Genomic DNA, 20,906 nt, shown 5'->3' on the forward strand with positions numbered 1-20,906 from the left:
GCTCTCCGGTTTCAGACCGCTGCAGCCAACGCCGCCAGCGCCTGCGCCGAGGTGTAGACCGGCCGCCAGCCCAGCTGGGTCTTGGCCTTGGTGGTGTCCATGACCATCGACGTGCGCGCGGTGTGCAGCCATTCCAGCATCGCCGGCATCAGCGGAACGCGCGAAATCGCCGCCGAGGCCGCCGAGGCCGCGACGGCGGGAACCCGGACCGACCGCGCGCCCAGCGCCTTGGCCACGTCGGCGACCGCCACCACACCGTCACCGGCGATGTTGTACGCGCCCGGCGGCGCCGGGGCGGTCGCCGCCAGCGCGATCGCGGACGCGACGTCGTCGTGATGAACCAGCTGCAGCGGGAAACCCGGATCCGGCACCACCGGTTTCAGCAGGGGAACGGCCTTGAGCGCCTTGACGATGGCGCGGATCGGGCCGGGCAGCTGATTCCAGGGCATGGCGTCGGCCAGGGCGGTCGCGCTGGGCCCGGCGACCACGCACGGCCGCAGGACGAAGACCTCCAGCGGCGAATCCTCGGTGATGTCGGCGAGCATCGCCTCGCACGCGGCCTTCTGCGCGGAGTAGTAATGCTCGTCGGACCCCCGCACCGGCGCATCCTCGGTCAGCGGGACGGGGTTGTCGGAGTGGTAGCCGTAGGCCGCCACCGACGAGGTGTACACCAGGCGCCGCGGCCGCTCGGCGGCCACCGTCGCCTCGAACACGTTGCGGGTGCCTTGCAGGTTGACGCGGGCGCTCTCGTCGCGCGAACCCATGATGATGAAGGCCAGGTGGATCACCACGTCGGCCTGCGCGACGACGGCGTCGACGGCCTCGCGGTCCAAGATGTCGCCCCGCTGATAGGTAGTCTTGAGCCAGCCGCGTGACGACGGGTCAAACGGGCGACGCGCCATCCCGATGATGGCGTCGACGGCAGGTTCGCGCTCCAGCGCCGTCACCGCGGAGATGCCGATCTCCCCGGTGGGCCCGGTCACCGCGACGGTCACACCCATGTAGACGTCCTTCCCTCCCGTTCTCAGCCGAAACTTTGCGCGGAAATGCCGACGCGGTCAAAGGCGACCGACGGGACGCTCACCGATTCGCTGCGACCGGACCAAACCGCGTGTAAGGGTGGGGCCGGCGACCGATAATCTACGGCGACCGTAAGGTCACAGCGCCAACATCGCAGGAAACGAGGCACAGCATGGCGGACAACGCGAAAGCCCGCGCGGTCGCGCCCCCGACGGGTGGGGAGAAGGCCGACCCCTCGACCGTTTTCGCAGCTCTGGCCGAAATCATCTATCGGGGCTCGGACGCCAACGAGATGTACGCCGCCATCTGCGTCGCCGCCACCCTGGCCATCCGCGGCTGCGACCACGCCAGCCTGATGGTGCGCGAGAACGACCGATACATCACCGTCGGCGCCAGTGACCGGCTGGCGCAGCACGTCGACGAGCTGGAACGGCGCGCCGGCGACGGCCCGTGCATCGACGCGATCGAGGAGGAGACGCCCCAGATCGAGCCCGACCTGACCACGCCGTCGCTGTGGCCCAAGCTGGCGGCGGTCCTGGTCGCGGAGACACCGGTGCGGGGGGCGATGGGATTTCGCCTCCTGGTCGACAAACGCAAAGGGGCCGCGCTCAATCTGTTCAGCGACACCCCGAACATGTTCGACGCCGAGTCCGCCGGGCGGGCGGCGGTGCTGGCGGCGTTCGCCAGCGTCGCCATCAACGCGGTCGCCAAGGGGGAAGACGCCGCGAGCCTGCGACGGGGACTGCTCAGCAACCGGGAGATCGGCAAGGCGGTCGGCATGCTGATGCTGCTGCACGACATGAGCGAGGACGACGCCTTCGACCTGCTGCGCCGCCACTCCCAGGCGCTGAACATCAAGCTGGCCGAGGTCGCGCGCGCGGTCATCGAGCAGCGAGGTCAGCTGCCCGCCCTCGCCGACACGCAGCCCCCACCGAGCGCCTGACGGCGGCTATTCGGGGAGCCGCAGCTCGGGCTTCTCGACCTCTTCGATGTTGACGTCCTTGAACGTGACGACGCGCACCTGCTTGACGAACCGCGCCGGCCGGTACATGTCCCACACCCAGGCGTCGGACAACCGCAATTCGAAGTAGACCTCGCCGTCGGCGTTGCGCGGCGTCATCTCCACGCTGTTGGCCAGGTAGAAGCGCCGCTCGGTTTCCACGACGTAGCTGAACTGGCCGACGATGTCCTTGTATTCGCGGTACAGCGAGAGCTCCATCTCGGTTTCATACTTTTCGAGATCTTCTGCGCTCATCTGTCACTCATCCGCTCAGACGTCCTTCTCCCACATGCTGTCCCCGGGACCCTGGTCCCATCTTTCCTCACCGATATCCGTCGCGCTGCAGCGGTGGGTCCGGGGCGCAGTCCGCCACCAGCTTGGCACCCGAGGAGTTCGCGACGCGCCGCACGTTGATGAACGAATAACGATGCTCCGGGCAGGGGCCCAGCTGCGCGAGCGCCGCGCTGTGCGCCGGCGTGCCGTAGCCCTTGTGCAGGGCGAAGCCGTAACCGGGGTGATCGGCCTCCATGGCCACCATCAGCCGGTCCCGGCTGACCTTCGCCAGCACGCTGGCCGCCGCGATGCACGCCGCGACGGCATCGCCGCCGATGACCGGCAGCGACGGGACCGCCAAACCGGGGACGCGGAAACCGTCGCTCAGCACATACCCCGGCCGCACGGACAGCCCGGCGACGGCGCGGCGCATCCCCTCGATGTTGGCGACGTGCACGCCGCGCCGGTCCACCTCGGCCGGCGGGATGAACACCACGTGGTAGGCCAACGCATAGCGGCGAATCAGGGGGAACAACTTCTCCCGAGCGGCCTCGGTGAGCTTCTTGGAATCGTCAAGCGCGGCAAGGCTTTCCATTCGCCCCGGACCGAGCACGCAGGCGGCGACCACCAGCGGGCCGGCGCAGGCGCCGCGCCCGACCTCGTCGACGCCGGCCACCGGGCCCAACCCGCTGCGGTAGAGCGCCGACTCCAGGGTGCGCAACCCTGACGACTTCCGGATCACCGTCCGCGGCGGCCACGTCGTGGCCATGACTACCGGGTCTGCTGCGGGTTCACCGACTCCACGCCACCCCATCGGGACGGCGGCCACACGATGAACCTGGCCTTGCCGATCACGTTGGACACCGGCACGGTCCCCGAGGTGGGATCGCCCGTGCACAGCACGCCCTTGAGCGCCTCGGCCGGCACGCTGTTGCAGTGGGCGCGCGAATCCGCCGAGTGCGTCCGGTTGTCGCCCATCACCCACAGCCGCCCGGCCGGAACGGCGACCGGCCCGAACTCACTGCCCAGGCACGGGTAGACCGACGGGTCGGCCGCCATGGTGTTGCGATCCAGGTACGGCTCCTTCAGCGGCTTGCCGTCGACCGTCAGCCCGGTCTCGGCGCGGCACGCCACCGTCTGTCCCCCGACCGCGATAACCCGCTTGACCAGGTCGTTTTCGTCGGGGGGCACGAAGCCGATGAAGGACAGCGCATTCTGCATCCAGCGCAGCACGGTGTTGTTCGACCGGATCGACTTGTAGCCGAGGTTCCATGGCGGCGGCCCCTTGAAGACGATGACGTCGCCGGGGCTCGGCGCGCTGAACCGATAGCTGACCTTGTCCACCATGATCCGGTCGCCGACGCAGCCCGTGCAGCCGTGCAACGTGGGCTCCATGGATTCCGACGGGATCAGGTAGGGCCGCGCCACGAACGTCAACATGACGTAGTAGAGCACGATCGCGATCACCGCCAGCAGGGCGAATTCGCGCAGCGTGGAGTGCTTGGAGGCTTCGGCCTCGCCCGGCTCGGGCGCCGGGTCCGCGGCGCCTGGTTCGGGGACCGGCCCGTCGGCCGTACCGGCGTCGTCGGGGCGCGTCTCCGGATTGCGCGTAGAGACCTTCGGATCTGATTCGCCAGCGCGGGACTGGGGGTTGGATGAATCCGCGGTGTCGGTCACGAGATCAGCGTAGCCAGCGCGGGATGTGGCCCGGCAAGCCGGCGAGTGATCCGCGTCGGAAACCGAATCACCAGCGCCGCCAAGGCGTCCCGGCTCAGCGCTTCTCCTTGATCTTGGCCTTCTTGCCGCGCAGCTCGCGCAGGTAGTACAGCTTGGCGCGGCGGACATCGCCACGGGTGACGACCTGGATGTGGTCGATGTTGGGCGAGTGCACCGGGAAGGTCCGCTCGACGCCGACGCCATAGCTTTCCTTGCGGACGGTGAAGGTCTCGCGGATGCCACCGCCCTGGCGGCGGATCACCACGCCCTTGAACACCTGGATGCGCTCCTTGGCGCCCTCGATGACCTTGACGTGCACGTTGATGGTGTCGCCCGGGCCGAAAACCGGGATGTCGTCGCGCAGCGACGCCTGATCGACGAAGTCCAGCCGGTTCATCTGAGAGACACTTCCTTGAGGTCGCGGCCGACGGCAGCTACCCACACGCGGGTGTGGGGCGGTCGCCGAGCCGATGGGCTTTCTGGCGTATCTCGCAGCAGGCGGGAAAAGGCGCAGGCGGCCTGCAGCCGCTGGAGACAACTGGTCAATTGTGCCAGACGGTGCGCGTGCCGCGAAAATCACACGAAGTCGGCGGTTCGCGGCGAGCCGAACGCGCTGGTGAATGGTACATATGACTGGGGTCAGAACGCGCTACCCGCACCGTTGCGTGATGGCCGGGACAGGTGGCGCGAGTGATCCCGCCGTTGCACCGTGTCCACGTCAAGTCGAAGTCAAGTCGAAGTCACGCCGGAGGAGTCGCATGCGGGTACGGCCGCTGACGCTGCTCACCGCCACCGCGGCGGTGACGTTGCTGGTCGCCGCCGGGTCCGAGGCGCTGGTTCAGGCCAAGGTCTACAGCCTGCCGATCAACGCGCCCGTACGGGTCATCCCCCAGCGGCCGGCACCGGCGCCACCACCGCAGTCGGCGGCGCTGATGCTCGAGGCCGCCACGCCGCCGCAGGAGCCGCCGCCGCCCCTGGCGCTGCCGGGCGCGGGGTTCGCCCAGCTGCAGGCCCGCGTCCAGCAGGCCACCGACGAGGCCGCCGCCAGCGGCGCCGCGCTGTCGGTCGCCATCCTCGATCGCCGCACCCACCAGTTGGTTTCCAACGGCAACGGCCAGGTCGTGGGCACCGCGTCGGTGGCGAAGCTGTTCATCGCCGACGACCTGCTGCTGCACGAGGCCGAGGGCAAGGCCGCCCTGAGCGCCGACGACCGCCAGGCGCTCGACATCATGCTGCAGTCCTCCGACGACGGCGCGGCCGAGCGGTTCTGGGGGCAGGGCGGCGGGTCCGCCATCATCTCCGAGGTGGCGGCCCGTTACGGCCTGGCGTCCACCACCCCGCCCAGCGACGGGCGCTGGTGGAACACCATGAGCTCGGTGACCGACCTGATCCGCTATTACGAGATGCTGCTGGACGGGTCCGGTGGCCTGCCCGCCGATCGGGCCAAGATCATCGTGGGCGACCTCGCCCAGTCCACTCCCAACGGCCTCGACGGCTACCCGCAGCGGTTCGGCATCCCCGACGGCCTGTACGCCGAGCCGGTCGCGGTCAAGCAGGGCTGGATGTGCTGCATCGGCAGCGACTGGATGCACCTGTCGACGGGCGTGATCGGGGCCGACCACCGCTACATCATGGTGGTGCAGTCTTTGCAGCCCTCCGACGACGCCACCGCGCGGGACACCATCACCCGGGCGGTCAAGACGATATTTCCCGAGGGCCGCATCGACGTGCCGGCGCGCGGCCTCTAGCGGAGCGGTTAGTCGCCGGGCTCAAGCCGACGGCCCGGCTCAAGCAGCTCGGGGCGGCGTTCGCGGGTGCGCTGCAGGGAGATCTCCCGGCGCCACGCGGCGATTCGCGCATGGTCACCGGAGAGCAGCACCTCGGGGACCTCTAGCCCCCGCCAACTCGGCGGCCGGGTATAGCTGGGGCCCTCGAGGCGGCGGTCCAGGGCGGGCGAGTGCGAATCATCAAGGCGCGACGCGGGATTGCCGAGGACGCCGTCGAGGAGCCGCAGCACGGCCTCGATCATCACCACCGCCGCCGACTCCCCGCCCGGCAACACGTAGTCGCCGATCGAGACCTCTTCCACCCGCATCCGCCGCCCGGCGTTCTCGATGACCCGCTGGTCGATGCCCTCGTAGCGGCCGCACGCGAACGCCAGGTGCTTCTCGGTGCTCCAGCGCGCGGCGGTGGCCTGGGTGAACAGGGTGCCGGCCGGCGTCGGGACGACCAAAAGTGTTTCGCCGGAGCAGATTTCATCGAGCGCCTCGCCCCACACCGGCGCCTTCATCACCATCCCCGGGCCACCGCCGTAGGGCGCATCGTCGACCGAGCGGTGCACGTCATGCGTCCACCGGCGCAGGTCGTGCACGGCCAGATCGACCAGCCCGGACTGGATCGCCTTGCCGGGCAACGATTGCCGCAGCGGATCCAGGTAGTCCGGAAAGATCGTGACGACGTCGATTCTCATCTCGCGGGCCTACAGATCCAGCAGGCCTTCGGGCGGATCGATCTCGATGGTGCCGTCGCGCAGCGACACCGAGGTGACGATCGCGGTCACGAAGGGCACCAACACCTCGCCGGATTCGCGCCGGACCGCCAACAACTCCCCCGCGGCGGTATGCAGGACCTCGGCGACGACACCGACGTCCTCGCCCGTGATCGTCCGCACGTGTAGGCCTTCGAGCTGATGGTCGTAATAGGTGTCCGGCTCGTCGATCTCGGGCAGGTCCTCGGAATCGACGACGAACAGGGTGCCGCGCAGCGCGTCGGCGGCGTCGCGGTCCGTGACGCCGGCCAGCCGCACCAGCAGCCGCCCGCCGTGCTCGCGCGCGGTCTCGATCACGCAGCTGCGTTCCGCACCCCCACGGGAGGGCTTGGCCCGCAACGTGTTACCCGGCGAGAACCGGGCGGCGGGATCGTCGGTGCGGATTTCGACCACCAGCTCACCGCTGATGCCGTGCGCTTTCACCACGCGCCCGACGGTCAACTCCAAGGGAGTTCCATGAGAGCGCCGGCCTACTGGTCGGTGTCCACCACGTCGACGCGGATGCCGCGACCGCCGATGCCGGCGACCAGCGTGCGCAACGCGGTCGCCGTGCGACCGCCGCGGCCGATCACCTTGCCCAGGTCGTCGGGATGGACGTGAACCTCGACCGTGCGCCCCCGGCGACTGGTCACCATGTCCACCCGGACGTCGTCGGGGTTGTCGACAATCCCGCGAACCAGGTGCTCAACTGCGTCAACGACAACCGTGCTCATCGCCGCGGTCAGCTTTCGGTGGTCGACTCGGCCTGCTCGCCGCCCTCGGCGGGCGCCTCAGCCGGCTTGGTCTCGGCGGTCTCGGCGGCAGGCTCGGCGGCGGGCTCGGCCTCGCCCTCGGCGGCCTTGGCGGCCTTCTTGGCCGGGGACTTCTTCTTCGGCTTCGCGGCCTCGGTGGTCGGTCCGCCTTCGGCCTCGGCCAGCGCGGCGTTGAACAGCTCGAGCTTGCTGGGCTTGGCGGGCTTGACCTTCAAGCGGCCCTCGGCGCCGGGCAGGCCCTTGAACTTCTGCCAGTCGCCGGTGATCTTCAGCAGCTTGAGGACGGGCTCGGTGGGCTGGGCGCCCACGGACAGCCAGTACTGGGCGCGCTCGGAGTCGATCTCGATGAGGCTCGGGTCTTCCTTCGGGTGATACCGGCCGATGACCTCGATGGAGCGACCGTCGCGCCGGGTCCGTGCGTCGGCGACGGCGATGCGGTACTGGGGATTGCGGATCTTGCCAAGCCGGGTGAGCTTGATCTTGACAGCCATGGTTAAGCGACTTCTCCTGTGTGTGTCACGCTGCAATTCAGCGATCGGGGCGGGAATGCCCGGATCCGGTTTTGCCTCGCGTGTCTGACCACGAAGCGATGCGTGATCGCTCGGCGGACAGCCGCCTATTGTGCCAGACCAGTGGCGGCGATCAGAAATCTCACATCACCTTCTGGAAGACCTTGGTCTCCACCCGCCGCGTCATCCGCCAGCCCTCGGGGGTGCGCGCGAACTCGTCGTCGTACCAAAGGCCGCAGAACAGCACCTGATCCTGTTCGCCGCCGAGCACCATCGGGTTGAAGCAGATCACCCGCGACGACGCCGTCTCCCCGTCGATGCGCACCGAGAAGTTGCCGAGCATGTGCGCATACACCGGGAAGTTGGGCAGCACCTCGGAAAGCCACTTCTTGACCTCGGGATAGTGGCCCTCGATGCCGCCCAAGGCCGTGTAATCGATGTAGGCGTCAGGGGTGAACACCCGGTCCAGGTCGTCGAAGCGGCGGTTGTCGATCGCGGTGGAGTAATCCACCAGAAGCTGCTGGATCTCCAGGCGGTCGGATATCTCGGCCAGGCTCAACATGCATCGGACAGTAGACGAAAATCCCCGCCGAAAAGGGCCGGAAGTTAGACTTTCGGCCCATGCGCAAGCTCATGGCCTCGGTGTCCAGGATGGCCGCGGCGCTGGTCGTCGCCGGGGCGTGCGGTGCTACCGCGCCCACGTCCTGGGCCGACAGCAGCCAACCGGTCGGCTCGATTCCCATCCCCGACGGCCCGGCGCAGACCTGGATCATCGCCGACCTGGACAGCGGTCAGGTGCTGGCCGGCCGCGACCAGAACGTCGCCCACCCGCCGGCGAGCACCATCAAGACGCTGTTGGCCCAGGTGGTCCTGGATTCGGTGAGCCTGGATTCCACGGTGGTCGCCGACGTCGCCGACACCCAGGTCGAATGCAACTGCGTCGGCGTCAAACCGGGCCGCACGTACACCGCGCGCCAACTTCTCGACGGCCTGCTGCTGGTCTCGGGCAACGACGCCGCCAACACGTTGGCCCACATGCTGGGCGGCCCGGAGGTCACGGTCGCCAAGATGAACGCCAAGGCGGCCTCCCTGGGCGCCACCAACACCCATGCGGCGACGCCGTCCGGTCTGGACGGCCCCGGCGGGTCCGGTTCGTCGACGGCGCACGACCTGGCGGTCATCTTCCGCGCCGCGATGGCCAACCCGGTGTTCGCGCAGATCACCGCCGAACCGTCGGCGATGTTCCCCGGCGAGAACGGCGACCACCCCATCACCAACCAGGACGAGTTGCTGCAGCGCTACCCCGGCGCGATCGGCGGCAAGACCGGGTTCACCAACGCCGCCCGCAAGACCTTCGTCGGCGCCGCCGCGCGCGGTGGCCGCCGGCTGGTGATCGCCATGATGTACGGGCTGGTGAAAGAGGGCGGGCCGTCGTATTGGGATCAGGCGGCGACGCTCTTCGACTGGGGATTCGAGCAAAGCCCGCAGGCCGGCATCGGCTCGCTGTAATCGCCGCTCGCGCAACTCAATTCGGCAGCGCCGCGGTCAGCAGCGTCATCAATACCGGGATCCGCTGCGCCGCGATCTCCGGTTGGGGCAGCACCCCTTCCACCACGGCGGCGCCGTCGAACACGTTGGTCATCAGCGCCACGAACACCGGGAAGGTGTCGTCCGGAAAGTGCTCGGCTCCCGGCAGCGCCCGGGCGGCGTCGTGGATCTTCGCCGCATACTGCCCCAGCTCGTGTTGCAAAGTCTCCCTGAGCTTTTCGTCGGTGCGGGCGGCGACCAGGAGTTCGTAGATGACGGCATTGGTGGCGCCGCTGGTGATGTCGCGCAGGATCACCAGCGCCGCCTCGAGCGGCGGCTGGTCGGCGGGTATTTCGGCGACTCGCTTGGTGAAAGCCTCCACCTGGCGACGCAACACCTCGGACGCCGTGGCCGCCATGAAATCGCCCATGGTGTCGAAGTGCCGGAACAGCGCGCCGACCGACACGCCGGCCCGCTTGGTGATCACCGCGGCGGATGCCCTGGCGTAGCCGACCTCGATGATGGTGGCGATGCAGGCGTCGAGGAGTCGCGCGACCGTTTCTTCCCGGCGCTGTTGCTGAGTCCTCGCCATGTCAGGCGCTTCGCCTCGCGGCGCCCTGCGGCCGACGGGTGCGCTCACCGGCCCGCAGGTAACGGCCCGACTTGACCGTTTGCCCGTAGCCGTCCCGGAATTGGCCCCCGCCGAACACGACGACACCGCCCACGCCGGTGGCGACGACGGCGTGGTCGTTGCGGTTGACCATGCGGCGCAGGCCGCCGTAGAAGGGCACCGCTTCCTCGTGGTAGCCGTCGACGGACTCGTCGAGACCGGCCGGGTCGATCACGACGAAATCCGCACGATCGCCTTGCCGCAGCGTGCCGGCGTCGATGCCGAACCAGTCGGCCAGTTCGCCGGTGAGCCGGTGCACCGCGCGCTGGGTCGAGAGGAAGGGCGCGCCGGCCGCCTGCGCGTCCTTGGTGCGCTTGAGCATGCGCAGTCCGAAGTTGTAGAAGGCCATGTTGCGCAGGTGCGCGCCGGCGTCGGAGAAGCCCATGTGGATGCTGGGGTCGGCGGCGAGCTTGTCGAGCTGCTTGGGCCGGTGGTTGGCCACGGTGGTGGTCCACCGGACGTTACGCTCGCCGTTCTCGACGAGCACATCGAGGAACGCGTCCAGCGGGTGCAGGCCCCGCTCGTCGGCGATCGCGCCAAAGCTCTTGCCGATCAACGACTTATCGGGGCATTCGACGATCACCGCGTCGTGGAAGTCGCGGTGCCACAGCGACGGCCCGAGCTTGACGCGGTCGAACTCGCGGCGGAATCGACGGCGATAGGCCTCGTCGGCCAGGAGTTCGTTGCGCTGCAACTGATCACGCAGATGCAGCGCGGCGGTGCCCGCGCCGAACTCCTCGAACACCGGCAGATCGATTCCGTCGGAATACAATTCGAACGGCACCGGCAGATGCTGGAATCGCACGCTGGACCGCAGCAGCTTGTTGAGGACCCGGGTGCCGAACCCGAACGTGTGCACGGCGAGCGGCATCGACTTGGCGTCCGCGGAGACCAGCATGCTCATCCGGACTCCCTTGCCGCGACCGAAGATTCGGCTGCTGGTCAAGAAGAACATCAGCGACAGGATCGGGTTCTCCAGGTTCGGCGCGCTCTGCAGAATCCGGCCGCGCCTGCGCAGGACCTTGATCAGTCTGCGTCGTTCCCGCCAGGTCGCGAACGTGGACGGCAGGGCGCGGGACCGGAAGCGTTCGCCGTCGAGTTTGTCGATGGCCGCGTCCATCCCGGACATGCCGAGCACCCCGGCGTCGAGCGCCTCGTCGAGCAGCGCCGCCATCTTGTCCAGCTCGTCGTCGGTGGGCCGGACCGCGGGGTCGGTGGCCCGTTCCAGTCCGAGCACCGAGGTGCGCAGGTCCGAATGACCAAGCAGCGAACCGACATTCGGGCCGAGCGGCAGGGCATCGATCGCCTTGACGTATTCCGCCGCCGTCGACCAGGTCCTGCCCGAACTCAACGCGCCGAACACGTATTCGCGGGGCACCGCTTCCACCCGGCTGAACAGATCGGCGGCGTCCTCGGAATCGGCGTAGACCGTCGACAACGAGCAGTTGCCGAGCAGCACGGTGGTGACGCCGTGGCGCACCGACTCGCGCAGGCCGGGGTCCAGCAGCACCTCGGCGTCGTAGTGGGTGTGCACGTCGAGGAAGCCGGGCACGACCCACTTGCCGGCCGCGTCGATCACCTCGGGGCAGCCGGTCTCGTCCAGCGGCTCGGCCGACACCGCGGCCACGACGCCATCGCGGATGCCGAGCGTGCGGGTCAGCGGCGCGCTGCCGGTGCCGTCGAACCACAATCCGTCACGAACGATCACGTCGTAGGCCATTGGCTTCCCCCAAGTCGCGGTTGCCCGAACGCTAACATAGATAGCAAGCACTCGCAATCTTTTCCGAGCGCGGCAGCGGCGCCCCCGCCTGCTGGTAAGTCTGCGTCACCGAGCCGCGGCGACGACGGCGACGCGCCCGGCTACGCCGGTGAACGGAAAATCTTGCCGCGCAACATGATCAGATCGGGATTGTTCAGCACGGCGGGCCCCGACCGCGGGTCGCGGGCAAAGCACAGCAGGTCGGCCGACGCGCCGTGATCGAGCCCCGGGCGTCCGAGCCAGCCCCGCGCGTCCCAACACGCCGCGCCCAGCGCCTGCGTCGGGCTCATCCCGATGCCCTTGAGCGCTTCGACCTCGTCGGCGATGCGGCCGGGGGCGACCATGGTGCCGGCGTCACTTCCGGCGTAGATCGGCACGCCCGCTTCCCGGGCCGCCGCGATCCGCGACAGGCCGCGCGCATGCAGGTCGCGCATGTGGGCGGCGTAGGCCGGATACTTGGCGGCGGCCTCGGCGATCCCGGGGAAATTCTCGATGACGTTGACCAGCGTCGGCACCAACACGGTGCCGCGCTCGACCATCAGCTCGATGGTGTCGTCGGTCAGCCCGGTGCCGTGCTCGATGCAGTCGATGCCGGCGTTGATCAGGCCGGGCAGCGCGTCCTCGCTGAAGACGTGCGCGGTGACCCGGGCGCCGTGGGCGTGGGCGGTTTCGATCGCGGCCTTGAGCACGTCGTCGGACCACAGCGGCGCGAGGTCGCCGACGCCGCGATCGATCCAGTCGCCGACCAGCTTGATCCAGCCGTCGCCGCGGCGCGCCTCCTCGGCCACCGCCTCCGGCAGTTGCCACTCGTCTTCCAGCTCGCGCGAGAAGCCCGCCGCGTAACGCTTGGGTCTGGCCAGATGCCTGCCGGCGCGGATGATGCGGGGCATGTCGTCGCGCTCGTCGAGGCTGCGCGTGTCGGTGGGCGAACCGCAGTCCCGCAACAGCAGCGCGCCGACGTCGCGTTCGATCTCGGCCTGGGCGACCGCCTCGTCGAGGGGGATCTCGCCGTGCTGGCCGAGGCCGACGTGGCAGTGGGCGTCGACCAGCCCGGGCACGATCCACCCGCCGTCAAAGACGGTGTCGGCGCCGGCGACCGGTTCGGTGCTGATCCGCCCGTCGACGATCCACAGTTGGATCTCGGTCTCGTCGGGCAGTGCCACGCCCCGCACGTGCATGCGCACGGCGGCGGCTACCTGCTTCCGGTCCAATGGTGACGACCCGCTTCGCCCGGTCCCCCGCAAGCGGGAGGTGCCCCCGCCGCCGCGCTCGCGATCGTTCCGGTCCAATGGTGACGACCCGCTTCGCCCGGCTCCGCCGCGCTCGCGATCGTCACGACTTGCCCGGGAACTTCAGCTTGGACAGGTCGAAGTCGGCCAGCCCGGGCGGCAGCTCGTTGAGACCCTCGGGCATCTGCGACAGGTCGGGGAACCCGGCCGGCATGCCCGGCATCCCGGCGCCCAGCGGGTTGCGCACCTTGGGCGGGGTCGGGCCGCGTCCGCCCTTCTTGGCTTTTTTGCCCGCCTTGCCCTTGCCCGATTTGGCTTTGCGCGTCGCCGACTTGCGGCCCATCCCGGGGATGCCCATGCCGCCGAGCATCGACGACATCATCTTGCGGGCCTCGAAGAAGCGGTCGACCAGCTGGTTGACCTCGGACACCGTGACGCCCGAACCGTTGGCGATGCGCAGCCGGCGCGACGCGTTGATGATCTTCGGATCGGCGCGCTCGGCGGGCGTCATGCCGCGGATGATGGCCTGTAGGCGGTCGAGTTGACGGTCGTCGACCTGGGCCAGCGCGTCCTTCATCTGCCCGGCCCCGGGCAGCATGCCCAGCAGGTTGCCGATCGGCCCCATCTTGCGGATGGCGAGCATCTGTTCCAGGAAGTCCTCGAGCGTGAGCTCGCCGCTGCCGATCTTGACCGCGGCGGCCTCGGCCTGCTCGGCGTCGAAGACCTGCTCGGCCTGCTCGATCAGGCTGAGCACGTCGCCCATGCCCAGGATGCGGCTGGACATCCGGTCCGGGTGGAAGACGTCGAAGTCCTCCAGCTTCTCGCCGGTGGAGGCGAAAAGGATTGGCACACCGGTGACCTCGCGCACCGACAGCGCCGCCCCACCGCGGGCGTCGCCGTCGAGCTTGGTCAGCACCACACCGGTGAAGCCGACGCCCTCGCGGAAGGCCTCCGCGGTGGTGACGGCGTCCTGGCCGATCATCGCGTCCAGGACGAACAGGACCTCGTCGGGGTCGACGGCGTCGCGGATGGCCGCGGCCTGGGCCATCAGCTCGTCGTCGATGCCCAGCCGGCCGGCGGTGTCGACGATGACGACGTCGAAATGCTTGGCGTTGGCTTCGGCGATCCCCGCCGCGGCGACCGCGACCGGGTCGCCCGGCCCGGATTCCGGAGACTCACCGGGGTGCGGCGCGAACACCGGCACGCCGGCGCGCTCACCGACGACCTGCAGCTGGTTCACCGCGGCCGGGCGCTGCAGGTCGCAGGCCACCAGCAGCGGGGTGTGGCCCTGCCCCCGCAGCCAGGCGGCCAGCTTGCCGGCCAGCGACGTCTTACCGGAACCCTGCAGACCGGCGAGCATCACGACGGTCGGCGGCGTCTTCGCGAACGCCAGCTGCCGGGTCTGTCCGCCCAGGATGCCGACGAGTTCTTCGTTGACGATCTTGACGACCTGCTGCGCCGGGTTGAGGGCACCGGAGACCTCGGCGCCTTTGGCGCGGTCCTTGATCCGGGTGACGAAGGCGCGCACCACGGGCAACGACACGTCGGCTTCCAGCAGCGCCAACCGGATTTCGCGGGTGGTGGCCTCGATATCGGCGTCGGTCAGTCGACCCTTGCCGCGTAGCCCGGCAAGGGCGCCGGTCAATCGGTCGGACAGCGATTCAAACACCCCGCCAGCCTAGTGGTGATCGCCAGCCCCGCGCCGCGGGGCGCAGCGGGTCACCACTCATCGGGCCGAGTGAGCCCGGTGGGGCGGACTCGTCGTCGCCCCTCGACGCGACACTGCAACCACGCACACGACACGCCGCGAACGATGTTCGTAATTTCAGTCACGCGGGGACGGCGAGCGGGTTTGAATGGTCGAGTGCTCGAGGTGATCGACAAAGGGTCCTGCACCGAAGCGCATCCAGTGCCGCTGCTCTTCGTCCACGGCGGGTGGCACGGCGCATGGTGCTGGGAACACTTCCAGGACTTCTTCGCCGACGCCGGCTACCGCACGGTCGCGGTGAGCCTGCGCGGGCACGGCACCAGCCCCACGGCGAAGCCGTTGCGCAAGGTGTCCATCGCCGACTACATCGAGGACGTCCGTTCGGTGGCCGACGACCTGGGCGGCGGGCCGATCCTGATCGGACACTCGCTGGGCGGCTTCGTGATCCAGCGCTACCTCGAAGACCGCAGCGCCCCGGCCGCGGTGCTGGTGGGCTCCGTGCCGCCGCAGGGCGTGCTCACCTTGGCGTTGCGGGTCTGGCGCCGCCGGCCGTCGATGACGATGGAATCGTGGAGCGATCCCACGCTGCTGAAATTCCTCGCCACCCCGGCGCTGGCCCGCGAGTACCTGTTCTGCCCCGACACGCCCGAGGACGTCGTCGAGGCCTGCCGGCAACAGGCCGGGGCCGAGAGCGTTCGGGCCGCCATGACCGATCCGATCATCCGCCGCGTCAAAACCAAGCGGGTGACGACGCCGATCCTGGTCCTGGGCGCCGAGTACGACGGCTTCGTCAGCGTCCGCGAGGTGCGCAACACGGCGCGCGCCTACGGAACCGAGCCGGAATTCTTCCCCATGGGCCACAACATGATGCTCGAACCGGGCTGGGCCGACGTCGCCGAACGCATCCGCGACTGGCTGCAAGCCCACGAAGCGGTGACCCACGCGCGATAGCGAGTCGAGTCGCTCCAACACCGAAAAGCGTTGGCGTGCTAGATTTCACAGCCGCCACTCAACCGAGCTGGCCGTGTCGAACAGCAACGATTGGGGGGCCTGTGTCGATGCCGGCCAGCAGCATCCAAGCGCGGACCGACACCGACCACAGCGACCACAGCGGCACCACCGTGCTGCGCGGCTGGCAGCGCAGGGCGCTCGTCAAATACCTCGCCGGCCAACCGCGCGACTTCCTGGCGGTGGCCACCCCCGGATCCGGCAAGACGACGTTCGCGCTGCGGGTGGCGGCCGAACTGCTCGCCCAGCGCGCCGTCGAGCAGGTCACCGTCGTGGTCCCCACCGAACACCTCAAGGTGCAGTGGGCGCAGGCCGCGGCGCGGCACGGCATCGCCCTGGACCCGAGATTCTCCAACAGCAACCCGCGGATCGCGCCGGAGTATCACGGCGTCATGGTCACCTACGCTCAGGTCGCCGCGCACCCCACGCTGCACCGCGTCCGCACCGAGCAGCGCAAGACGCTGGTCATCTTCGACGAGATCCATCACGGCGGGGACGCCAAGACCTGGGGCGACGCCATCCGCGAGGCCTTCGACGACGCCACCCGCCGGCTCGCGCTGACGGGTACGCCCTTTCGCAGCGACGACAGCCCCATCCCGTTCGTGACCTACGAGGCCGGTCCCGACGGCATACGGCGGTCGCAGGCCGATCACACGTACGGCTACACCGACGCCCTGGCCGACGGCGTGGTCCGGCCCGTGGTCTTCCTCGCGTACTCCGGGGAGGCGCGATGGCGCGACAGCGCCGGCGAGGAGCACGCGGCCCGCCTGGGCGAGCCGCTGTCCGCCGAGCAGACCGCGCGGGCGTGGCGCACGGCGCTGGATCCCGCCGGCGAGTGGATGCCCGCGGTGATCACCGCCGCGGATCTGCGGCTGCGCCAGCTGCGCACGCATGTGCCCGACGCCGGCGGCATGATCATCGCCTCGGATCAGACCGCGGCCCGCGCCTATGCCACCCTGCTGACGAAGCTGACCGGCGAGGCGCCGACGCTGGTGCTCTCCGACGACCCCGGATCCTCCGCGCGCATCAGCGAATTCGCGGCCAGCACCAGCCGCTGGCTGGTCGCGGTGCGCATGGTCTCCGAGGGCGTCGACGTGCCGCGGCTGTCGGTCGGCATCTACGCCACCAGCGCCTCGACCCCACTGTTCTTCGCCCAGGCCATCGGCCGCTTCGTGCGGTCACGGCGCCAGGGCGAGATCGCCAGCATCTTCGTGCCGTCGGTGCCCAACCTGCTGCAGCTGGCCAGCGAGCTGGAAACCCAGCGCAACCACGTGCTCGGCGAGCCGCACCGGGAATCCGAGGGCGACCCCCTCGACGGCGATCCGGCCACCAAGGCGCAGGACGAGAAGACCGACCTCGACAAGGGATTCACCTCGCTGGGCGCCGACGCGGAGCTCGATCAGCTCATCTTCGACGGATCGTCGTTCGGCACCGCCGCTCCGGCCGGCAGCGACGAGGAGGCCGACTACCTCGGCATCCCCGGCCTGCTCGACGCCGAGCAGATGCGCGCGCTGCTGCACCAGCGCCAGGACGAACAGCTGCAGAAGCGGGCCCGACTGCACCAGGAGGCCGGATCGCCGGGGTCCGTCGAACCCCCGTCGGCGACGGTGCACGGCCAGCTTCGGGAGCTGCGCCGCGAGCTCAACGCCCTGGTCTCGATCGCCCATCACCGCACCGGCAAGCCGCACGGCTGGATTCACAACGAATTGCGGCGCCGCTGCGGCGGTCCCCCGATCGCGGCGGCGAGCCGCGAACAGCTGCGGGCGCGCATCGACGCCGTGCGCCGGCTCAACGCCGAGCAGTCCTGAGCCGGGGCGTGCCCGGCACGCTTGTGCATGTGACAAATTGGGGCCAGAGTGGAATCTATGACCGAACAGAAAGTGATCGAGCAGTGGCTCGAAGGCTGTGCGGTGCAGCGGATCATGTTCCGCGACGGTCTGGTACTGAATTTCGAGGACTACAACGAACTCGTGATTACGGCATCGATGCGTCTGACCCTGCCGGCCATCGAAACCTCGCCCGCCGAAGTGATCGCGATCGACCCGAACGACCCGGCGAACCAACTGCGTCCGCTCTTCGATTTCTCCGGGTCAACCTGCACCGGTGCCGTCTGGAACGACGCCGGAGATCTCCATCTCGAGTTCTCCGACGGTCACCGGATCGACGTGCCGTCGAACGACAACGTCACCGCGTGGGAGCTGTATAGCAAGTACCACGGCTATGCCGCCTGCCTCGCGCACGGCAAAATGCGGGTCGTTCGCCTCGATACGGCCGGGGCCGACGGCGACCGCTGAGCCGGCGCGTGGGTGTATTTCATGCGTCGCGTGGACTACGTCATCCAGTATGTCGAATCGCTCAGCAGCTCGGTGGCGTTCTACCGCGACGTGATCGGGCTCGAGGTGCGCATCGAAGGCGATGGCTACGTCGAGTTCGAGATGGCGAACACCAAGTTCTCGCTGTTCGAACGGTCGAAGCTTCCGTCGCTCATCGGCCGCGAGGGCGGCGCCCCGCCGTGCGGCGAGATCGGGTTCCTGATCGACGACGTGGACAAGGAGGCCGAACGGTTGAGGGCCCTCGGTGTCGAGATCCTCACCGGACCGGTGGACCGGCCATGGCGGGAAAGGACGCTGCACATCGCCGACCCGGACGGCAACATCATCGAGTTCGCCCAGAAGTTGCGCTGATCACCGGGCCGTCGTTTGGGGGCGCCGTCGTAATCGGGACTAATCGCCGACGGGTTCCTCGAGCACCTCGACCGCCGGGCTGCCGAGCGCGGCGAGCAGGCTCTGCTCGACCGCGTCTCGCGCGGCTTGCCCGCCCGAGGCGGCCGTCACGCAGAAGACGTCGGCCGCCGTCGACCCGAACGTGTTGACCTTCGCCCAGACGATGTCGGTTCCCGCCCGCTCCAGCGCCCGGGTCAGCAGGGCGAGCAGCCCAAGGCGGTCCATGGCGCGCACCTCGACGATCAACTGGCCGGCGGTGGCCGTATCGACCCACAGGATGCGGGGCGGGGCGGTCGAGCGCGTCACGGGCACCCCGACCTGGACCTCACCGGCCCGCGTGGCCGCCACGCCGGCGGCGTCGCTGTCGCGCTTCTCCAGTGTGCCCAGCACGTCGACATCACCGGCCAGCGCGCCGGTGAACTGCTGGCGCAGCAGGCCCGCCTCCGGCGGCGCGCCGAACAGCGGCGACACCACGAACTCGACGACCGCGAAGCCCGCGTCGGTGCTGGCCGATGCCGAATGGATGCGCAGCGAGTTCAGCGCCAGCACGGCGGCGGCCTTGGAGACCAGCCCCCGCTGATCCGGGGCGGCCATCACCACGTCCAGCCGCTCGCCGCCGCTGGGCTTGATCTCCACGTGGACCGCGTGTTCGGCGGCAAGCGAAAGGTATTGGGGCGCAGTCGGTTCGGCTTCGGGAAGTGGCTCCCCCGCCATCACCAGCCGGCAGCGCCGAACCAGCTCCTCGACCAGGGACGCCTTCCATTCGCTCCACACCCCCGGCCCGGTGGCCTTGGAGTCGGCTTCGGTCAGCGCGTGCAGCACTTCGAGCAGCAGCGGATCGCCGCTCAGCGATTTCGACACGCGCTCAATGGTTTTGGGGTCGTTCAGGTCACTGCGGGTCGCCACCACCGGCAGCAGCAGGTGGTGGCGGACCAGCTGCGCGAGCGTCTCGGCGTCGGCGGGCGAAAGCCCCAGCCGGGGCCCGATGTCCAGGGCCAGCCCCGCGCCGAGCACGCTGTGGTCGACGCCGCGGCCCTTGCCGATGTCGTGCAGTAGCGCGCCGAGCGCGAGCAGGTCGGGCCGCGCCACGCGGGTCGCCAGCGGCGCGGCGTTGACGGCCGTCTCGATGACGTGGCGGTCCACCGTCCATTTGTGGGCGACGTCGCGCGGCGGCAGGTCGCGGATCGCGTCCCACTCGGGCAGCAGCCGGCCCCACAGGCCGGTGCGGTCGAGCGCCTCGACGGTGGCCACCGTCGTCGGGCCGGCGGACAGCACAACCAGTAAGTCGTCCAACGCTTCCTGCGGCCAGGGCACCGGCATCTCGGGCGCGCCGGAGGCGAGGCGGCTCAGCGTGGCGGCGCCGATCGGCAGCCCGGTGTCGGCCGACGCGGCGGCTACCCGCAGCACCAGGCCCACGTCGGTGTCGGGCCGCGCGTCGCGGGCGAGCACGATCTCTCCGGCGTATTCGACGACACCCTCGTCGAGCGGGCGGCGTTTGGGCCGGCGCACCAACGCCGAGACGCCGCGGCGCGGCAGCGCGTTCTCGGCGGTGCGCAGACCGGTCTCGGCGTGGTAGGCGATGGTGCGACCGGCGTCGGACAGCTTGCGGGCCAAGTCGAATCGGTCGCCGATGTGTAACGCGGCGCTGAGTTCGTCGCCGTATTGGGCCAGCAGCTGATCGCGACCGCGCCCCGACACCCGGTGCAGCTCGGTGCGCACGTCGAGCAGCGTCAGGTGGGCATCGTCCAGCGAGCCGCCCGGCGATTCCGGGCGGGCCATGCCGTGGCGGTCGATGAGCTGGGCCACGCCGAGCGCGTCCAGCAACTGCACATCGCGAAGGCCGCCGCGGCCCGACTTCAGGTCCGGTTCGGCCCGCTGCGCGATCCGGCCGCAACGCTGCCAGCGGGCGTTGGTCATCTCGACGAGCTCGTTCATCCGGGAGCGAATCGCGCTGCGCCACTGGCGCCTTGCGCCGGCGATCAATTCGTCGGACAGCCGCGCGTCGCCGGCGATGTGGCGCGCATCCAGCATGCCCAAGGCCGCGATCATGTCGCCATTGGCCACACCCAGGGCCCCGGAGACGGTCCGCACGCTGTGGTCGAGCCGAACGTTGGCGTCCCACAGCGGATACCACAGCTGGTCGGCGACCTTCACCAGCACGTCGTCGGACTTGTTGTCGTGCAACAACATCAGATCCAGATCCGAATACGGCAACAGCTCGTGGCGGCCCAGCCCGCCGATGCCGACGATCGCGAAGCCGCTCTCGTCGTCGATCTCGATCTCGGCCGCCTTGGCCATCAGCCACGATTCGTGCAGATCCAGCCAGGCGTGCCGCAGTTCGGCGGCGTGCAGCGTGCCGCCCTCGGACAGCAGTTGGCGCCGCGCGGCAGCCAAATCGTCTGCCCCGCCGGCACTTCCTGTCCCCGCTAGGTGCCCGGGCGGATCGGAGCCGTTCGGGGTCATG

The 20,906-nt window shown here is 69.5% G+C and carries 20 protein-coding genes and 2 pseudogenes; 7 read left to right on the top strand and 15 right to left on the bottom strand.

Features of this window, described 5'->3' with window-relative positions; genetic code table 11:
- Positions 1-11 precede the first annotated feature (11 nt).
- Complete coding sequence (locus tag AC0KS4_RS17060) at positions 12-1,001, bottom strand: NAD-dependent epimerase/dehydratase family protein (protein ID WP_225328578.1); 990 nt, start codon at positions 999-1,001, stop codon at positions 12-14.
- A gap of 191 nt (positions 1,002-1,192) precedes the next feature.
- On the opposite strand from AC0KS4_RS17060, the gene AC0KS4_RS17065 reads away from it, so the two are divergent.
- Positions 1,193-1,963: a GAF and ANTAR domain-containing protein gene (locus AC0KS4_RS17065; RefSeq protein WP_238956481.1), complete on the top strand. Its 771-nt coding sequence runs from the start codon at positions 1,193-1,195 to the stop codon at positions 1,961-1,963.
- Positions 1,964-1,969: 6 nt separating this feature from the next.
- On the opposite strand, the gene AC0KS4_RS17070 is transcribed toward AC0KS4_RS17065, so the two are convergent.
- From AC0KS4_RS17070 to rplS, 4 genes and pseudogenes are all read right to left on the bottom strand, one after another.
- The gene (locus AC0KS4_RS17070; RefSeq protein WP_003875077.1) at positions 1,970-2,275 is read right to left on the bottom strand and encodes a DUF2469 domain-containing protein; all 306 of its coding nucleotides are present in this window, start codon (positions 2,273-2,275) and stop codon (positions 1,970-1,972) included.
- Between the two features lie 15 nt (positions 2,276-2,290).
- Positions 2,291-3,062, bottom strand: a pseudogene (locus tag AC0KS4_RS17075) (ribonuclease HII).
- Positions 3,063-3,064: 2 nt separating this feature from the next.
- A complete protein-coding gene (gene lepB / locus AC0KS4_RS17080) occupies positions 3,065-3,970 on the bottom strand; it encodes a signal peptidase I (protein ID WP_238956482.1) in 906 nt (301 codons plus the stop codon).
- Positions 3,971-4,064: 94 nt separating this feature from the next.
- A complete protein-coding gene (gene rplS, locus AC0KS4_RS17085; protein ID WP_064877853.1) occupies positions 4,065-4,406 on the bottom strand; it encodes a 50S ribosomal protein L19 in 342 nt (113 codons plus the stop codon).
- A 361-nt stretch (positions 4,407-4,767) separates the two neighbouring features.
- On the opposite strand from rplS, the gene AC0KS4_RS17090 reads away from it, so the two are divergent.
- Positions 4,768-5,757 carry a serine hydrolase gene (locus AC0KS4_RS17090; protein ID WP_238956483.1) on the top strand — a complete coding sequence of 330 codons (990 nt, stop codon included), beginning with the start codon at positions 4,768-4,770 and terminating at the stop codon, positions 5,755-5,757.
- An 8-nt stretch (positions 5,758-5,765) separates the two neighbouring features.
- Here the strand turns inward: AC0KS4_RS17090 and trmD are convergent, their stop codons facing one another.
- The 5 genes from trmD to AC0KS4_RS17115 form a co-directional block, all read right to left on the bottom strand.
- Entirely contained in the window at positions 5,766-6,479 is a 714-nt protein-coding gene (gene trmD, locus AC0KS4_RS17095; protein WP_238956484.1) for a tRNA (guanosine(37)-N1)-methyltransferase TrmD, read from the bottom strand.
- A 9-nt stretch (positions 6,480-6,488) separates the two neighbouring features.
- On the bottom strand, positions 6,489-7,004 hold the full coding sequence (gene rimM / locus AC0KS4_RS17100) for a ribosome maturation factor RimM (RefSeq protein WP_225328584.1): 516 nt from the start codon (positions 7,002-7,004) through the stop codon (positions 6,489-6,491).
- Positions 7,005-7,027: 23 nt separating this feature from the next.
- On the bottom strand, positions 7,028-7,270 hold the full coding sequence (locus tag AC0KS4_RS17105) for an RNA-binding protein (RefSeq protein ID WP_003878715.1): 243 nt from the start codon (positions 7,268-7,270) through the stop codon (positions 7,028-7,030).
- Between the two features lie 8 nt (positions 7,271-7,278).
- Positions 7,279-7,800 carry a 30S ribosomal protein S16 gene (gene rpsP / locus AC0KS4_RS17110; RefSeq protein ID WP_238956485.1) on the bottom strand — a complete coding sequence of 174 codons (522 nt, stop codon included), beginning with the start codon at positions 7,798-7,800 and terminating at the stop codon, positions 7,279-7,281.
- Between the two features lie 160 nt (positions 7,801-7,960).
- Positions 7,961-8,380: a nuclear transport factor 2 family protein gene (locus AC0KS4_RS17115; RefSeq protein WP_238956486.1), complete on the bottom strand. Its 420-nt coding sequence runs from the start codon at positions 8,378-8,380 to the stop codon at positions 7,961-7,963.
- A 59-nt stretch (positions 8,381-8,439) separates the two neighbouring features.
- On the opposite strand from AC0KS4_RS17115, the gene AC0KS4_RS17120 reads away from it, so the two are divergent.
- On the top strand, positions 8,440-9,327 hold the full coding sequence (locus tag AC0KS4_RS17120; protein ID WP_238956487.1) for a D-alanyl-D-alanine carboxypeptidase family protein: 888 nt from the start codon (positions 8,440-8,442) through the stop codon (positions 9,325-9,327).
- 16 nt (positions 9,328-9,343) lie between these two features.
- Here the strand turns inward: AC0KS4_RS17120 and AC0KS4_RS17125 are convergent, their stop codons facing one another.
- From AC0KS4_RS17125 to ffh, 4 genes and pseudogenes are all read right to left on the bottom strand, one after another.
- On the bottom strand, positions 9,344-9,937 hold the full coding sequence (locus AC0KS4_RS17125; RefSeq protein ID WP_238956488.1) for a TetR/AcrR family transcriptional regulator: 594 nt from the start codon (positions 9,935-9,937) through the stop codon (positions 9,344-9,346).
- A 1-nt stretch (position 9,938) separates the two neighbouring features.
- Positions 9,939-11,735, bottom strand: coding sequence for an N-acyl-D-amino-acid deacylase family protein (locus AC0KS4_RS17130; protein ID WP_338341719.1), 1,797 nt, complete (start codon positions 11,733-11,735; stop codon positions 9,939-9,941).
- 140 nt (positions 11,736-11,875) lie between these two features.
- A pseudogene (locus AC0KS4_RS17135) lies at positions 11,876-13,064 on the bottom strand (metal-dependent hydrolase family protein).
- A gap of 42 nt (positions 13,065-13,106) precedes the next feature.
- Positions 13,107-14,672 carry a signal recognition particle protein gene (gene ffh, locus AC0KS4_RS17140; RefSeq protein ID WP_225328589.1) on the bottom strand — a complete coding sequence of 522 codons (1,566 nt, stop codon included), beginning with the start codon at positions 14,670-14,672 and terminating at the stop codon, positions 13,107-13,109.
- A 195-nt stretch (positions 14,673-14,867) separates the two neighbouring features.
- On the opposite strand from ffh, the gene AC0KS4_RS17145 reads away from it, so the two are divergent.
- From AC0KS4_RS17145 to AC0KS4_RS17160, 4 genes are all read left to right on the top strand, one after another.
- Positions 14,868-15,662 (top strand): alpha/beta hydrolase, encoded by a 795-nt coding sequence (locus AC0KS4_RS17145; RefSeq protein ID WP_225328590.1) that lies wholly within the window; start codon positions 14,868-14,870, stop codon positions 15,660-15,662.
- A 101-nt stretch (positions 15,663-15,763) separates the two neighbouring features.
- A complete protein-coding gene (locus tag AC0KS4_RS17150; protein WP_238956489.1) occupies positions 15,764-17,527 on the top strand; it encodes a DEAD/DEAH box helicase in 1,764 nt (587 codons plus the stop codon).
- 57 nt (positions 17,528-17,584) lie between these two features.
- The gene (locus tag AC0KS4_RS17155; protein WP_238956490.1) at positions 17,585-18,013 is read left to right on the top strand and encodes a DUF6188 family protein; all 429 of its coding nucleotides are present in this window, start codon (positions 17,585-17,587) and stop codon (positions 18,011-18,013) included.
- Positions 18,014-18,034: 21 nt separating this feature from the next.
- Positions 18,035-18,403, top strand: a complete 369-nt coding sequence (locus AC0KS4_RS17160) for a VOC family protein (protein WP_238956491.1) — start codon at positions 18,035-18,037, stop codon at positions 18,401-18,403.
- A 39-nt stretch (positions 18,404-18,442) separates the two neighbouring features.
- On the opposite strand, the gene AC0KS4_RS17165 is transcribed toward AC0KS4_RS17160, so the two are convergent.
- On the bottom strand, positions 18,443-20,905 hold the full coding sequence (locus tag AC0KS4_RS17165) for a [protein-PII] uridylyltransferase (protein ID WP_238956492.1): 2,463 nt from the start codon (positions 20,903-20,905) through the stop codon (positions 18,443-18,445).
- Position 20,906 lies beyond the last annotated feature (1 nt).

Source organism: Mycobacterium sp. NTMscope_MAC_12 (genome assembly GCF_976985675.1).

Bases quoted from the DNA above. Each gene is read 5' to 3' on its own strand.
- AC0KS4_RS17160 (WP_238956491.1), top strand. From the start codon at position 18,035: ATGCGTCGCGTGGACTACGTCATCCAGTATGTCGAATCGCTCAGCAGC.
- AC0KS4_RS17155 (WP_238956490.1), top strand. From the start codon at position 17,585: ATGACCGAACAGAAAGTGATCGAGCAGTGGCTCGAAGGCTGTGCGGTG.
- AC0KS4_RS17070 (WP_003875077.1), bottom strand. From the start codon at position 2,275: ATGAGCGCAGAAGATCTCGAAAAGTATGAAACCGAGATGGAGCTCTCG.
- AC0KS4_RS17115 (WP_238956486.1), bottom strand. From the start codon at position 8,380: ATGTTGAGCCTGGCCGAGATATCCGACCGCCTGGAGATCCAGCAGCTT.
- AC0KS4_RS17105 (WP_003878715.1), bottom strand. From the start codon at position 7,270: ATGAGCACGGTTGTCGTTGACGCAGTTGAGCACCTGGTTCGCGGGATT.
- trmD (WP_238956484.1), bottom strand. From the start codon at position 6,479: ATGAGAATCGACGTCGTCACGATCTTTCCGGACTACCTGGATCCGCTG.
- AC0KS4_RS17065 (WP_238956481.1), top strand. From the start codon at position 1,193: ATGGCGGACAACGCGAAAGCCCGCGCGGTCGCGCCCCCGACGGGTGGG.
- AC0KS4_RS17130 (WP_338341719.1), bottom strand. From the start codon at position 11,735: ATGGCCTACGACGTGATCGTTCGTGACGGATTGTGGTTCGACGGCACC.
- AC0KS4_RS17090 (WP_238956483.1), top strand. From the start codon at position 4,768: ATGCGGGTACGGCCGCTGACGCTGCTCACCGCCACCGCGGCGGTGACG.
- AC0KS4_RS17125 (WP_238956488.1), bottom strand. From the start codon at position 9,937: ATGGCGAGGACTCAGCAACAGCGCCGGGAAGAAACGGTCGCGCGACTC.
- AC0KS4_RS17165 (WP_238956492.1), bottom strand. From the start codon at position 20,905: ATGACCCCGAACGGCTCCGATCCGCCCGGGCACCTAGCGGGGACAGGA.
- AC0KS4_RS17060 (WP_225328578.1), bottom strand. From the start codon at position 1,001: ATGGGTGTGACCGTCGCGGTGACCGGGCCCACCGGGGAGATCGGCATC.
- rplS (WP_064877853.1), bottom strand. From the start codon at position 4,406: ATGAACCGGCTGGACTTCGTCGATCAGGCGTCGCTGCGCGACGACATC.
- rpsP (WP_238956485.1), bottom strand. From the start codon at position 7,800: ATGGCTGTCAAGATCAAGCTCACCCGGCTTGGCAAGATCCGCAATCCC.
- AC0KS4_RS17120 (WP_238956487.1), top strand. From the start codon at position 8,440: ATGCGCAAGCTCATGGCCTCGGTGTCCAGGATGGCCGCGGCGCTGGTC.